General features: G+C 41.4%; 9 protein-coding genes. 4 read left to right on the top strand and 5 right to left on the bottom strand.

What is annotated here, in order from left to right; translation table 11 throughout:
• Window positions 1-7 precede the first annotated feature (7 nt).
• From V7K55_RS11280 to V7K55_RS11270, 3 genes are all read left to right on the top strand, one after another.
• On the top strand, window positions 8-1,567 hold the full coding sequence (locus V7K55_RS11280; protein ID WP_334831190.1) for an ABC transporter substrate-binding protein: 1,560 nt from the start codon (window positions 8-10) through the stop codon (window positions 1,565-1,567).
• A 241-nt stretch (window positions 1,568-1,808) separates the two neighbouring features.
• Window positions 1,809-4,103: an ATP-binding protein gene (locus V7K55_RS11275; RefSeq protein WP_334831188.1), complete on the top strand. Its 2,295-nt coding sequence runs from the start codon at window positions 1,809-1,811 to the stop codon at window positions 4,101-4,103.
• A gap of 52 nt (window positions 4,104-4,155) precedes the next feature.
• On the top strand, window positions 4,156-5,970 hold the full coding sequence (locus tag V7K55_RS11270; protein ID WP_334831186.1) for a hybrid sensor histidine kinase/response regulator: 1,815 nt from the start codon (window positions 4,156-4,158) through the stop codon (window positions 5,968-5,970).
• 197 nt (window positions 5,971-6,167) lie between these two features.
• Here the strand turns inward: V7K55_RS11270 and V7K55_RS11265 are convergent, their stop codons facing one another.
• Together V7K55_RS11265 and V7K55_RS11260 are read right to left on the bottom strand one after the other, a co-directional pair.
• A complete protein-coding gene (locus V7K55_RS11265) occupies window positions 6,168-6,887 on the bottom strand; it encodes a mechanosensitive ion channel family protein (protein WP_334831184.1) in 720 nt (239 codons plus the stop codon).
• Window positions 6,805-7,752, bottom strand: a complete 948-nt coding sequence (locus V7K55_RS11260) for a hypothetical protein (protein WP_334831182.1) — start codon at window positions 7,750-7,752, stop codon at window positions 6,805-6,807. Before V7K55_RS11260 ends, V7K55_RS11265 begins: the two co-directional genes overlap by 83 nt.
• Before the next feature lie 177 nt (window positions 7,753-7,929).
• Between V7K55_RS11260 and dnaN the strand changes: the two genes are divergently transcribed.
• Complete coding sequence (dnaN, locus tag V7K55_RS11255; protein ID WP_334831180.1) at window positions 7,930-9,093, top strand: DNA polymerase III subunit beta; 1,164 nt, start codon at window positions 7,930-7,932, stop codon at window positions 9,091-9,093.
• A gap of 203 nt (window positions 9,094-9,296) precedes the next feature.
• Here the strand turns inward: dnaN and V7K55_RS11250 are convergent, their stop codons facing one another.
• From V7K55_RS11250 to V7K55_RS11240, 3 genes are all read right to left on the bottom strand, one after another.
• Window positions 9,297-12,608: a GAF domain-containing protein gene (locus V7K55_RS11250; RefSeq protein ID WP_334831177.1), complete on the bottom strand. Its 3,312-nt coding sequence runs from the start codon at window positions 12,606-12,608 to the stop codon at window positions 9,297-9,299.
• Between the two features lie 254 nt (window positions 12,609-12,862).
• Entirely contained in the window at window positions 12,863-14,050 is a 1,188-nt protein-coding gene (locus tag V7K55_RS11245) for a TRC40/GET3/ArsA family transport-energizing ATPase (RefSeq protein WP_094340516.1), read from the bottom strand.
• 197 nt (window positions 14,051-14,247) lie between these two features.
• The gene (locus V7K55_RS11240) at window positions 14,248-14,985 is read right to left on the bottom strand and encodes a peptidoglycan-binding domain-containing protein (RefSeq protein ID WP_334831174.1); all 738 of its coding nucleotides are present in this window, start codon (window positions 14,983-14,985) and stop codon (window positions 14,248-14,250) included.
• Between the last annotated feature and the right edge of the window lie 55 nt (window positions 14,986-15,040).

Below are 15,040 nucleotides of genomic sequence, written 5' to 3'. Positions count from 1 at the left end.
TTATAAAATGTCTAATTGGCAAAACTTTTGTTCTGTGTGGCAGCGAGTTCGATATGGTCTGATTTTCCTGGTCGCTCTGTGGTTGAGTTTAGGGGTTCCAGGTTGCAGCCTCTCCCCACCCAGTTCTCAAACAGCTTCATCTCCTAGTCCTACCCAGATCAATCCGACTACACAACGCTTTGATGGTGTAACTATTAATGTCATTACCCATGATGAAGCCATTCATACAGGCACTCAGAGACGGATTGCTGGGTTTGAAGCCTTGACTGGAGCAAAGGTGAATCTAACGGGTGTTCCCTTTAAAAATCTCTACACTATATTACAAAACAACTGGTCTGGTAAGAATTCAAAGTACGATATGGCAGTCATCTTACCTCAATGGCTGATCGACTTTATCGATGCTGGCTATTTAGAAGATTTAACAGCACGAGTGAAGACTGATGCTGCCTTGAGGTGGGAAGATATCGCTCCTATCTTTCGGAATGTTAGTGCAACTTATAAAGGACATATCTACAGTATTCCGTTGGATGGCGATTTTCACATGGTTTATTACCGCAGCGATCTGTTAAAGGAAGCTGGATTAACGCCTCCAGAAACGTGGGAGCAGTATTTGGCGATCGCAAAACGGTTTCACGGCAAAGACCTAAATAGCGACGGTAAACCAGACTATGGCTCTTGTATTTCCAAACGTGCCCACGAGAATAGTAGCAGTATGTTGATATCTATTGCCACTCCTTTTTTGCAGTCTTTGGGAACAGCACAAGGAGCATTTTTTGACCCAGACACCATGAAGCCTTTGGTGAACAATCTAGCTTTTGCCAAAGCACTAGATATTTACAAACAAACGATGGATTATGGAGTTCCCCATGATGAAAATCTGGGTGGTTCTAAAGCTAGAGAATTATTCATCACTGGCAGATGCGCCCTGACCATTGATTGGGGCGATGTTGGGCCTCTATCCATTGATCGGTCTGTGTCTAAAGTGATGGATAAAGTGGGTGCTGTCATCACTCCAGGCACAACTCAAGTCCTCGATCGCAAAACCAATCAACTGGTAGCTTGTGATAAGTTTACCTGTCCATACTTCATTGATGGTGTCAATCATGCACCTTATGCTGCCAATGTTGGTTGGACGGGTGTGGTTTATGCTAAGGCAGCAGCAAATGTTAAAGATGCCGCCTATAGTTTTCTCTCTTACATGAGTCAACCCGCTCAGTCTAATGTGGATGTGACAATCGGGACAACGGGCTTTAATCCCTACCGAATTTCGCAATTTGAAAACTCAGATCCTTGGATTAAAGCAGGGCTGTCGTCTGAAGCTGCCAACAACTATCTCGGAGCGATCGGTGTCAGCCTGAATAGTTCCAACATAGTTTTGAATTTAAGCATTCCCCATAATCAGCAATATCAATTTGAAGTTCTCGATGCTGTCGTATCTAAGTTCTTGGTCAAAAAAATTACGAAAGATGAAGCAATGCAACAGATTGCCCAAGGATGGGAGCAGATTACCAACCAAGTAGGGCGCGAGTCTCAACGCGCAGCTTACCGCGCTAGCCTTGGGCTATGAGGGCAGGGGGCAGGGAGATGAGGGAGATGAGGGAGATGAGGGGGAAGAATTAATAACCAATGCCCAATGCCCAATTCCCAATGCCCAATTCCCAATGCCCAATTCCCAATTCCCAATTAAACTGTTCATTTGATAAATTAAGTGGGCATTTTAGAAATAATTGGGCAAAAATAACATTGGGAGTGACTAAAAATGCACTACCTGTATAAGTAGTTTGAGGCTGTAAAAGGAGCTACAGAGCGTGCGAAATTGGAACCTCAGCACAAAAATTATTGCTTCCTATTCAGTGCTAATCGCAGTGATGGCTGGGACAATAGCATCGGGAATGTACTGGCAGTTGTACTCTAGTCAACGGCAGGCAATTCGTAATCGTCTTTTGGCGATTGTCAGTTTGGCAGTTCCACAAATTGATAGCGATTATCATGGATTAGTTCTCCAGCGTAGCGATCGCACCTCAGCCTTTTACAAAATTAATCAAGATAGGCTTGTATCTATTCAAGCGACTAGTAAAGATATATTACGTATTTATACAGTACGTCAACAACCAAATAAAAAATTTGTCTATGTCTTAAACTACGACCCTGCCGATCGAGGTAAAACTGTATTGATTGGCATGGATTACACAAAGTCATTAGATGATTTGTATACAGCCGTTGCCCACAATGCACCGTTTGTTGAGCAGGAATTTCAGCACAGTACAAATGGCGAAATTATTCTTTACGGCTATGCCCCAATAAGCAATCTTCAGGGTCGGGTGAATGGATTTTTGGTGGTTGAATTAGATGCAAGTTCTGTAGTGCGGCAGGAAATTCGGGTTGCCGGATTTGCTCTGGTAACATTTTTGGCTGTGTTGTTACTGACTGTAGCTTTAGTGCGTTGGCTATCGCGATCGCTTGTAGTACTACCGATTTTACAACTCAATAGCGCCGCCAAGCAATTAGAAACGGGAAATTGGAATGCGACTCTAGCGAGCAATCGCACCGATGAACTTGGCGAACTTTCGGCATCTTTTAATAGCATGGCCAAACAGTTGCAAACCTCCTTTGCCACCTTAGAACAAAAAGTAGAAGAACGGACACTAGAACTAGCAGAAGCAAAAGAGAAAGCTGATAGTGCAAACCTTGCTAAGAGCGAGTTTCTCGCTAACATGAGCCATGAATTGCGAACTCCGCTCAATGGCATCCTGGGCTATGCCCAAATTCTCCAAAATGGTGAACCCTTAACAGAACGAGCTAAAAAAGGTATAGATATCATCTATCAGTGCGGCAATCATTTGCTCAATCTGATTAACGATGTCCTTGACCTCGCAAAAATCGAAGCCCGCAAGTTGGAATTGTATCCTGAAGATGCTTATTTTCCAGCACTTCTGGAAGGTGTTGCGGAGATGATGCGCGTGCGTGCCGGTCAAAAAGGAATTCCCTTTATCTATCAACCTGATTCTAATTTACCTGTTGGCATTACAGTCGATGAAAAACGCCTACGCCAAGTGTTAATTAACTTATTGGGCAATGCGATTAAGTTTACTGACGAAGGCGGAGTTACGTTTCGCGTTCAAACTCACGAACTAGAAACTTCAATCTATCAAATTCGCTTTGAGATCGAAGATACAGGAGTCGGGATATCACCAACAGGACTCACGAAAATCTTCCAACCCTTTGAACAAGTGGGTGATACGAAGAAACAAGCAGAAGGTACTGGACTAGGACTAGCAATCAGTCAGCAAATCGTTTCTCTAATGGGTAGCACTCTAAATGTGGAAAGCCAGGTGGGAAAAGGTAGCACCTTTTGGTTTGAGGTCGAACTACCTGAAGCTAAAGAATGGGCAACAAGTCTGCGAACAACTAAGCAAGGGAGGATTTTGGGATTTGAAGGCAGCAAGCTCAAGGTGCTGGTAGTAGATGACCGTTGGGAGAATCGGTCAGTTGTGGTTAGTTTACTGGAACCTTTGGGTTTTGAAGTGATTGCCGTCAGTAACGGTCGAGAAGGATTGGCAATGGCGCAGGAGATTCATCCCGATCTGATTATTACAGACCTGATGATGCCAGAAATGAATGGTTATGAGATGCTGCAACAGTTGCGACAGATTCCGGAATTAAAGAATGTTCCAGCGATCGCCTCTTCAGCTAGCGTATTTGAAAGTAACCAAAATGAGAGTATCACAGCCGGAGCCAATGCGTTTTTACCCAAGCCTGTAGAAGCTCCAGCGCTACTGAAGTTGTTGGAAAAATACCTGAATCTGAAATGGGTTTATGACCAAGAATCCATTGCTGTGGAGTCAATAACAGCCAACTCAGAGGCAATATCGTCATCTACCCCAGATGAGATCGTTCCCCCAACTGATGAGGTTTTATCGCAGTTACACACATTGGCATTGCAGGGACGCTTGATGGCGATCGAGCAACAGCTAAAAACCTTGGAAAAAGCAAATGAGAAGTATCACCCGTTTATTCAAGAAATACGTCAATATGCAGATAATTTCCAGACTGAAAAAATCCGAACATTTATTGAAAAATATCTTCCCAATGTTAAGAGTTAATCTACTAATTCCAGTCTAAGAAACCCTTTGTTACCTCATTACCATCTTTGCTATGACAGCATTCTCTACAAATTCCCTTACATTGAATAATCCTGTTACAAACCTGTTTGAAAATGGCATTATCCTGATTGTCGATGATGTGCCAAATAACTTAAAGGTGCTTTCAGACACCTTAGCCCATGCTGGTTTTGAGGTGGCGATCGCAACCAGTGGTGAAAGCGCTTTACAGCAACTAGAACATACGAGTGTGTCTTTGATTTTACTGGATGTGATGATGCCAGGGATGGATGGCTTTGAAACCTGCCAGCGCATCAAAGCCAATGCAAAAACCCGAAATATTCCGATTATTTTTATAACCGCACTGTCTGAATCGGTCAATAAAGTCACTGGTTTTGAACTAGGAGCCATTGACTACATCACCAAACCCTTTCAACAGGGTGAAGTTTTAGCACGGGTGCGGACTCATTTAAAGCTTAATCAATTGAGCCAGTCTCTTGAAGCGAGAAATACAGAACTACAACAACTCACCCAGCAACTAGAGGAACGAGTCAGTGAACGAACCCAGGAATTATTTGCATCGATTGAAACCCTCAAACAAACTCAACAATTGATGCGTTTAGTGTTTGATACTATTCCACACTGGGTAGGCTGGAAAGATATCAATTCAGTTTATTTGGGCTGTAATCAAAGTTTAGCTACTGTATTGAACTTAAGTTCACCTGATGAAATTGTGGGTAAAACCGATTATGACTTACAGACGAGCAAAGAAGAATCCGATTGGTTTGTGATGTGCGATCGCCGCGTCATAGAGTCCGGTCAAGCAGAACTCCACATAATTGAACAATGGCAACGGGAAGATGGTCAGCAAACTTGGATGGATACGAGTAAGATGCCTTTACGCGATGCCAAGGGAAATATCTTTGGCATTTTATCAGTGACAGAAGATATTACCGAACGTCACCAAGCACAAGAAGAACTAAAACAACAAAAACAAAATCTAGAACAAGCACTCGCAGAACTTCAGCAGACCCAAGTGCAATTGGTGCAAAGTGAAAAAATGTCGGCACTGGGAAACCTCGTTGCAGGGGTGGCACATGAAATTAACAACCCCATCGGCTTTTTGGGTGGCAATATTCAACCAGCTTTAGATTACATCAAAGATATATTTGGGTTGGTGGATTTATATCAGCAGAAATATCCCAATACTGATGCCGAAATTCAAGATGAAATCGAAGCAATTGACCTCGATTATATCCGTGAAGATTTACCTAAGCTAGTCGGTTCAATGCGAGAAGGTGTGAAGCGAATTCGAGATATTAGCACTTCTTTACGAACCTTCTCTCGTGCTGATAGCGATCGCCCCGTTGCTTGTAACATTCATGATGGTATTGAAAGCACTATTCTGATTCTCAAACATCGCCTGAAAGCTTCAGAATCTCGCCCAGAAATTCAAGTTATCAGAGAATATGGTCAGTTAGCATTAGTAGAATGCTTTGCTGGTCAATTAAATCAGGTGTTTATAAATATCCTGGCAAATGCAATTGAGGCATTAGAAGAGTCAAATATTGGTCGCAGCTTTGAAGAAATTCAAACTAACCCTAATTGGATTACAATTAGCACCCAAGCTAGTGACTCTAAACAGGTGATTATTAGTATTAAAGATAATGGTTTAGGGATGAGCGAAGAAATTAAACAAAAGGTTTTTGACCACTTATTTACTACAAAATCTGTTGGTAAAGGGACAGGATTAGGATTAGCGATCGCGCGACAAATCATCGTAGAAAAACATGGAGGTTCAATTACTGTAAATTCAACCCTGGGAAAAGGGACTGAGTTTGTATTAGAGTTCCCAATTATCAAAAATTAAACAAAGTAATTTACTATAGCGGTTCCCATTCAGATGCGGTACAACATTAATCGCGAAGTGTAGGGGCACGGCAGTGCCCATTGGTGTCAACTTAAGCAAAAAGTCAGCATAAGATGTAATCTAAGAATATCTGGTTTGATGTTCTTAGTGATACATCATGAGTACCTCACGTAAACGAGAACCGCTATACCTTAATTCTAAGATTCGCTATTCTCAACACGTAGAGGAATCGTAATTCCTTCTCGCATGAAAGCATCAGTAAAAATTTTCCTGAGAACGCGCTGTATTTGAAGATGCTTTCCTGGTTTTACTTTCGTTAACGTCCGTAGCAATAAATTTGACTCTCCGATGCTCTCTACTCCATCTACCAACGTAGGTTCAAGTACAGCGAGATCATTTTCTTTTAGCTGTTCTCCTACTTCTTCAATCACTTTGTAGACATGAGCTAAATTACAGTCATAAGGCACGCTAACTTCCACCACTGCAAAAATATACTGTTTAGAGTAGTTGGTGATTGAGCCAATATCGCCATTACGAATAATTTGTAATTGACCATTTGGGTGTCTGACACAAGTTGTTCTCAATTCAATAGTTTCTACAAACCCCTCTACAACTTTTTCTTCCGCTTTCCCAGCCTGGATATAATCACCGACTAAGTAATAATTTTCAAACAGAATAAAAAAGCCGCAGACTATATCGTTGATTAATGTCTGCGCCCCAAAACCTATAGCGACACCTAGAATACCTGCACCAGCGAGTATAGGAGTAGGATTGATATCGAGGGTATAAAGGATGGAAACAACGACACCAAAATAAACTAAGTATTGTAAAAAACTACGAATGAGAGGAACGAGGGTAAGACGTCTGCTTGTTTGAATGTCGCTGAAATTTCCGGTCTTTGAATAATACCTCTTCAATAAGTAAGTAAATGACCTCGAAAAAAACACGACTGATGAATATAATTCCGATTATCTTAACGATTCTAGGCCCAAAAACTGCAATATAGGCGATGAATTGGACTTGCTGGATCACTAATGTCGCTACGCAGATATAAATCACAAATTCTAGACACCGCTTCAAAAAAGGGATTAGGTGTCGTAGGCGATCGTAAAATCTTAAAAGGTTATCAGGACTAGAATATCTTATACTTAAAGCATCTAGGCTATCAATAATAGCAGTAATTGCTTTAGGTATAAGTAACCCAATAGCAACGATTAGATAGATCCGCAGTAGTATATACAGATATTCAGATACTACTACTGGTACTTTGAGAAACTTGCTACACAAAATAAAAGCCCACAACCAGATACCAGTAGTAACAATATTATTGAGGTTTTTAAAGAAAGTATCAATACTTTGATCGTCGGTAGTACTTTGTTCAATATTTTTAGCTCGAATGCAAGCTACCTGAAGGCAATAGCCTACTAATTTCAGAATAATTGCCGCTAAAATAAAAATACCAATGTTCTGAACACTACCAATTCCTAAAGTTACCCAAAATGCTGATGGGATCCGCTCAATTAATAAGAGTGTATATTGTTGTATCTTTTCGCCTCGATAAAGTAGAAAACCATTAGCACCTAGAATCAGAATACAGATTAGCAAACAAGTGAGTATTAAAAACGCATTAATATTTCGACGCAGAATTTTGATAGTTCTTCCCTCGCCTTTAATTAGGGAGTTTTTCTTAATTTGCTTGAAGACGTTGTTTAGAAGCCAGTTCACTAAAAGGAAAACGAAGATTACAAGACTGACTTCAGCCAGGATAATTAATAAATCCATGTTTTTAATATTAAGTTCGAGAAGCCTACTGATTAGCTCTTGCTGAATAAGAGTATATTTTAGGGTAAGTATGTCTATAAAAAATGGCGCTCTGAGAAAATTCCCATCCTGTTAGCTTACGTAGTTTTCCTAGACGCGAAGGATGTTACGATATCCTTCACCAGCTGAATCTGACTTATGAAATTAGTTTGCTCCCAAAGCGATCTCAGTACAAACCTCTCACTCGTCAGTCGTGCAGTACCTTCACGACCAACTCATCCAGTACTTGCCAATGTGCTGTTACAAGCGGATGCTGAAACTAACCAAGTCAGCTTAACAGCCTTCGATCTCAGCTTGGGAATCCGCACCAGCTTTAACGCAGAGGTATGGCAAGGAGGTGCGATCGCACTTCCTGCTAAGTTACTTGTAGATATCACCTCTCGTCTTCCAGAAGGCGAAATCACTTTAGACGATGAATCAGCCCTTACAGGTGCAACATCCAGTGGAGAAGGTTTAATAGTCACCCTCACACCCAAGAGCGGACATTACCAAGTCCGAGCAATGGGGCCTGAGGAATTTCCCGAACTACCTGTAATTGAAAATACCGAAGTAATCCATCTCACCACCGTCGCATTAATTGAGGGATTACGGGGTTCATTATTTGCGACAAGTGGTGATGAAACCAAGCAGGTACTCACAGGAGTCCATTTAACAGTTAAACAAGATACCCTAGAATTTGCAGCTACCGATGGACATCGCCTAGCAGTGGTAGAAACTAGCAACGAGCGTCCTCTAGGTGGAACTAGTCAACTGGAGGTGACAGTACCAGCGAGAGCATTACGCGAACTCCAACGAATGCTAGCTCATAGCGCCTCATCAGATGAACCTGTAGCTTTGTATTTCGATCAAGGTCAAGTTGTCTTTGCGTGGCAAAATCAACGCTTGACTAGTCGCACATTAGAAGGGCAATATCCTGCTTATCGACAATTGATTCCGCGTCAATTTGAGCGAGAAGTGACAATTGAACGGCGACAATTCGTCAGCACTTTGGAACGGATTGCTGTGCTAGCCGATCAGAAAAATAATATTGTCAAGGTCAGTATTGATAGCGAAGCTCAAGAAATTACCTTATCTTGTGAAGCTCAAGATGTGGGTAGTGGTAGAGAGTCAATGCCGGCACAAATTTCTGGAGAAAACATTGAAATTGCTTTTAATATTAAATATTTGATGGAAGGCTTAAAAGAATTACCATCTTCTGAAATTCAAATGCATCTAAATCAAAGCCTGACTCCAGTTATTTTTACACCATTGGGTGGTTTGAAAATGACTTATTTAGCTATGCCGGTGCAACTGAGAAGTTAAAAATCAGGGGCGAGGTCTATGCTCGCCCATCCAGTCTCTATCTATGATGTTCAATATCGTAAACAGCACGCTTAGTCGCTTTGAGTGCAGTATCGATATGCTGAAGAGAATGATGTTGTAAACCGCGTGCAACTCGATAGGCATTGCGAATCATTTTGCATTACCCTGCCTTAAGCTAGACTATGCAAGTTGGTTTTTGATTTCTACGATTTGGTGATTTTTTTAACCGGAATTTCAATCCAAAATTCTGTACCTAACCCTGGCTGAGAATCACATTTAAACACACCACCATGCTTATCTACGACAATTTGATAACTAATTGATAGCCCTAAGCCAGTGCCTTTACCCACTGGTTTAGTAGTAAAAAATGGGTCACAAATTCTTGCCTTTAGGGTTTCTGGTATTCCTGCTCCATTATCCGCAATGCGAATAACTACACTTTTAACATTCCCTTCCATCTCTGCGAGCGCAGTCTGGATGGTAATTTGACTGCTATGAGGTTTTGATGTAGACACTCTATAATCTTCTAGAGCATCGATCGCATTGCTCAAAACATTCATAAAGACCTGATTCAGTGGCCCGGCATAGCACTCTACTAAAGGAAGGTTGCTGTATTCTTTGACTAATTTAATCGCCGGACTTTCCGGTTTGGCTTTCAAGCGATGCTGCAAAATTAGTAAGGTGCTATCAATGCCCTCATGAATATCAACTGGCTTCATTTCTGCCTGATCGAGGCGGGAGAAATTCCGTAAACCCAAGACTATCTGCCGAATGCGATCGATGCCAATTTTCATGGAAGATAAGGTTTTGGGCAAATCCTCAATGAGAAATTCTAAGTCTATCTCAAATGCGCGATCGCGAATCTCAGGGTTGGGGTTAGGACAATTTTGCAAATAGAGGTCTAATATACTGAGTAAATCTTCGGCGTAATCATTAACATGATTGATGTTGCCATAAATAAAGTTCACCGGGTTATTAATTTCATGAGCAATACCAGCTACCAATTGACCTAATGAGGACATTTTCTCAGTTTGGATCAGTTGGGTTTGAGTTTGCTTTAAATCATTCAGAGCTAAAGCCAGCTTTTCTGTCTGCTCTTTCGTCTGATTATGCAATTGGGCTTGTTGGAGCGCAACCCCAAGCTGATTGGCAATTTGAGTGATAAATTTAATTTCCGAAGCTTCCCAATGACGGGGTGCAGAGTTCTGATAAGCTGCTAGCAAGCCCCATAGCTGTTGTCCGATAAATATGGGTGCGATCGCATAAGCTCTTGCTTGAATTTGCTCTAGAACTGCAACGTGGCATTGAGAGTGGCCAACTTCATAGATGTCATCAACTGCAAAGGCTTCATTGTGACGATATCGCCCACCTTGGGTTTCTTGCAAATAGCTATCTTGCCAAACTGTCTTAGTGTCAGAACCTACTAGCTTTATCCAACCATCACCCACAAACTCGGCGATATATTCACCACTCCAATCAGCCTGGAAGCGGTAAACTGCAACTCGATCTGCTTGTAATGATTTACAGATTTCTTGGGTGGTTGTCTGAAAAATCGCATCTAGATCGAGAGATTCCCTAACTTTCGCCACAACTTCAAACAATACCTGTTGTTGTTCTGCTGCTTGCTGCAAATCTAATGTCTGTTCTCGTGTCTGAGTGAGTAATTCCGCTTGCTGGAGTGCTACCCCCATTTGGGCAGCAATCTGACTGAGAAAGTTAACTTCAGAGGTTTTCCATTGCCGGGGGCCAGTGTGTTGATAAGTTGCTAGTAAACCCCAAAGTTTTTGCCCAACAAAGATTGGCGCAAGCACAAAAGCGTGAATTTGAAACTGCTCTAGATTGTCGATATGACACTGAGCAAATCCCATCTTGTATATGTCATCGACTGCAAATGTTTCATTGTTGCGATAACGTCCTCCCTGTGTATCTTGTAAGTAGGTGTCATTCCAAATTGTATTAATACCTAATTCGGATTCATTCGACCAGTATGGACTAGCAGCCTCGAAATCCCCAACAAATTCACCACCCCAATTAGAATCAAAACGATAAACAGAAACGCGATCGGCTTTGATTAATTGACAAACTTCTTTAGTAGTGGTTTGAAAAATAGTATCTGTGTCCAGAGATTCTCGAATCTCGGCAATAACTTTAAATACAGCCTGTTCTTGTTCAGATGTCCGTTGTAACTCAACTGTGCGTCTTCTAACTTGTTTTTCTAAGTTTTCATTGAAGACTTGTACTTGTTGGTATAGTTCATATTGCTGAACTGCTGAAGCAAAGTGTTTACCCAAGTTTCTAGCCAGTTCAATTTCTTCAACCGTCCATTTTTGAGCTTGTGCTTTTTTAGATTCGCGCCAAACCTCAAAGGATTGTCGGGGGTACAGTTGCCTTTGATCGCTGTCATACTGTCCCGCCCATAGAGTTTCTGTCTCTATTTCGTTGCGGAAAATACTTAAGTAGCCCAGCAACTGCTGACGATATTGGAGTGGGATCATCAACATGCTGCGAATTTTAGTTCGTTGAAAAGCAACTTGCAAACTTCGCAAACCAGGAGTGTTATATATATCTAAAATCGGCCAAACATCGTAGTTACCCGAATTGTAGTGTTCTTGCCAGACACTATACTGCTCTATGAGTGGATATATAGTTTGTTCTGGCATCACAGGTTGCTGCCCACAGATGTAAAGCTTGATACAAGTATTTCCTGGTATTAAGCATTCTGTTAAGTTAGTCACGTTGCCATTGTGGAAATCAAAAGCTTCATTTCTAATGCAAAGCCTGCCACCAACGCCATTAAAGGCAGCAACAGCCGCTTCTAGGGCTGGTTGTAATACAATCGTTGGTAGTGAATGCAGCAGCGTAGCAATGCGATTTACGATCCTTTCTTGTTCGGCTGTTTTGCGGACTTGAGTGAGCAGGGAACTTTGAGCGATCGCTACTGACAGCTGATCTACTACCATTTGTACTGCTTCTAGTTCATATTCTGAAATCAAACGCTCTTGGGAATTATGAGACACCAGCAGCCCCCAAAGTTGATCTTGATAAAGAATAGGGGCTACTACAGAGGACTTTACCCCCATTGCTTTCAAATATTCAATATGGCAGGAGTCTACAGAACGGTAACGAATCTCCTCTGATATAGTTTCTCCATTATCTAAGTCACGCAAGTGAATTTGACCAATTTCTTGAGTATCAACATTTACAACAGAACGCACCCGTGATTTAACAAATAGTTCGCGGGCGTTGAGTGGAATGTCATCAGCCGGGAAATTCAGCCCCAGCAATGACGGCAAACGATTATTATAGATAGACTCAGCAATGACCTGACCATTGCCATCGGCATGAAATTTGTAAATCATCACTCGGTCAGTTTTTAGGAGCGATCGCACTTCTGCCGTTGTCACTGTGATAATTTCTTCAAACTCTAAGCTTCGTCGGATACGGTTTGTAATCCGGCGGAGTAAACTTTCTTCATGACGATACAAGGATAAATCTTGTTCGGGGTTGGAGGTCATTGCTTATAACAAAATCAATTAATAATTTGCGAAATTGACATAATTAAATCTAAGTCCATTTTGAGATTTATTTAAGTAATTTGTCTTCAGTAAAACCACGGTCAAACCATTAAGAAAAATATTATTTACCTTTTATAAAAATTTATCAAAATATCACAAAAACAGACGCTAAAAAATGCGTCTGTACTAGCTACAATAAAAAATTATTGCTTTTGAGTTTTGAGTTTTTGTCAAAGATTGCCGAAGCAACAAACTTAAACTCTTATATTGTCAGTAAAGCGAATTTTCAGATAGTCATCTTCCATCTTTGCCCCTCCTGGTTGTAGTGCTGCTAAGGCTTGTGGTAAAACTAAGTTGCGCCGGTGGTTGCCAATAGTGATGTTTAATTCGTCTCCATTCTTACTGAGTTGAACTTGGTTTTTAGGAATACCAGGTAAATAAATTTCTAAGCTGTATTGGTTTTCCTCTTGCACGACTCTCATGGTCGTTTCTTTGTAATAAACCTGAGTCGGATCTTCATCTTTATAGAGAGTTTCCTTCAGGCGTTCTAATGCAGCTAATCCACACATTTCCTCAGAAAAAAGTGGAACTTCTTTTACAGGTAGAGGGTGGAAATTATCATGAATTTCCTGGCGATATTGTTCCTGACTTTCCTTCCAACGTTGGAAAAATGGGTCTTGAACAACGCTGGGAATAATTCGATTAGCCACAACTAAATCTGTTGCAACATTATACAAACTCAGATAAGCATGGGCCCGCAGAGACTCCTTAATCACCATCTTTTCGGGATTTGTTACCAGACGCACTGAGGTTTGAGTATTGTCTGTTAATACTTTTTCCAGAGCTTCAATTTGTTCGTAAAACTCATAAGGTGCATCCATCACCTCTTTATCTGGTAGCGAAAAACCAGCAATTGGTCTAAAAAAGGGTTCAACCAGAGGGCGAAGTGCTACCGAGATGTTTTGAAATGGTTTGTAAAAACGGCGCATATACCAGCCGCCGACTTCAGGTAAACTCAGCAAGCGCAGTGCAGTCCCCGTGGGGGCTGAGTCGATAATTAAAACATCAAACTCACCTTCATCGTAATGGCGTTTCATCCTTACCAAGCCAAAAATCTCATCCATGCCTGGTAAAATTGCCAATTCTTCTGCCTGTACCCCATCTAAACCCCTTGCCTGTAAAACTTGGGTAATGTAACGTTTTACAGCACCCCAGTTTCCCTCCAATTCTTGCAGCGCATCCAATTCTGCACCCCAAAGATTTGGGCGAATTTTTTGGGGTGCATGTCCCAGTTCCATGTCAAAACTGTCTGCTAGGGAATGAGCGGGATCTGTACTCAAAACCAATGTCTGATAGCCTAGTTCCGCGCAACGGAGTCCAGTTGCAGCAGCAACAGAAGTTTTGCCCACGCCGCCTTTACCAGTCATCAAAATTACACGCATAGATGCTTCTATCCTGCCTGAGAATTTTTTACATTTATTTACATTATCGACTGTTTAAGGAAAATAAACGTTGTGTCTAGGCATGAACAGTGCCTAACTCAAAAAAATCGGGGCAGGGGGAAAAATCCTCTTGTTGGGGAGCAACCTCAGATGTAATCGTTATCAGCATGGGCTAAAGCCCCGCTAACCCCATTTCTTCACTTCTTATTCCAGAGACTTAAAAATGCTTGAGAAATAGCTGGGGTAATCTGACTTTGTAGGTGATTTAGTGCATCACGATGGTTTTGATTGTTGTCATCATAATAAGTGAACACATTCGTCAACTTGACAATCTCAGGGTTTTGATCGTTTGTCCCTCTCCATTTGTTAGTAACTTTGTGTAAAACGTCTTTAGGTAGGTTTTGTTGTAAGTTATTTAACGCTGCGATGTAAGAAGGATTTTGAGGATTCTTTTTGAATTGAAAGCACAAATCTATCAGTTTGAGTTGTGATTGTGGGTGGGGCTTATCTGTTAGGCTAGGTTGCTGGAGAATTTGACGCTGTTCAATAGTGGCAATGCCATTTTCAGTTAAACCCTGAGATTTCTGAAATTTCTTGACTGCTGTATAAGTAGCTGGCCCATAAAAAGGCAAGTCTTGAGGAATTTCGGCATTGGTTGCAAAACCGTGAAACTTCAATCTATTCTGAAGCCCTTTGACTGTATCTTCCATTACAGTTCGAGTCTCGGCATCAGCGTTACCATTTACCACAAGTTTTTGTGAGTACTGTTTCTGAAACTTTTTAATCGCTTCTTCAGTAGGATCGTCTGTCAATGAGTTGTTATTCCGCTTCCAGGGAGCGAATTTAGTGAGATCCGGCTTTGGATCAATTTCAGGGGCTAAATATCCCAACCCTATCAATATATGACGGATGACTTCAGGGCTACTAATAGCCATACTTTTTGGTTCCTTTGCTACTAAACTACCATTTAATGTATCTTGTTTTACAAAA

This window comes from Nostoc sp. (assembly GCF_036919895.1).
Lineage (GTDB): Bacteria > Cyanobacteriota > Cyanobacteriia > Cyanobacteriales > Nostocaceae > Nostoc.
The sequence above is the reverse complement of the archived record's forward strand: the minus strand, read 5'-3'. Positions and strand labels throughout refer to the sequence as shown.

Excerpts from the sequence above, each read along its gene's own strand:
- V7K55_RS11280 (WP_334831190.1), top strand. The coding sequence starts at position 8 with ATGTCTAATTGGCAAAACTTTTGTTCTGTGTGGCAGCGAGTTCGATAT.
- V7K55_RS11270 (WP_334831186.1), top strand. The coding sequence starts at position 4,156 with ATGACAGCATTCTCTACAAATTCCCTTACATTGAATAATCCTGTTACA.
- V7K55_RS11260 (WP_334831182.1), bottom strand. The coding sequence starts at position 7,752 with ATGGATTTATTAATTATCCTGGCTGAAGTCAGTCTTGTAATCTTCGTT.
- dnaN (WP_334831180.1), top strand. The coding sequence starts at position 7,930 with ATGAAATTAGTTTGCTCCCAAAGCGATCTCAGTACAAACCTCTCACTC.
- V7K55_RS11250 (WP_334831177.1), bottom strand. The coding sequence starts at position 12,608 with ATGACCTCCAACCCCGAACAAGATTTATCCTTGTATCGTCATGAAGAA.
- V7K55_RS11245 (WP_094340516.1), bottom strand. The coding sequence starts at position 14,050 with ATGCGTGTAATTTTGATGACTGGTAAAGGCGGCGTGGGCAAAACTTCT.
- V7K55_RS11240 (WP_334831174.1), bottom strand. The coding sequence starts at position 14,985 with ATGGCTATTAGTAGCCCTGAAGTCATCCGTCATATATTGATAGGGTTG.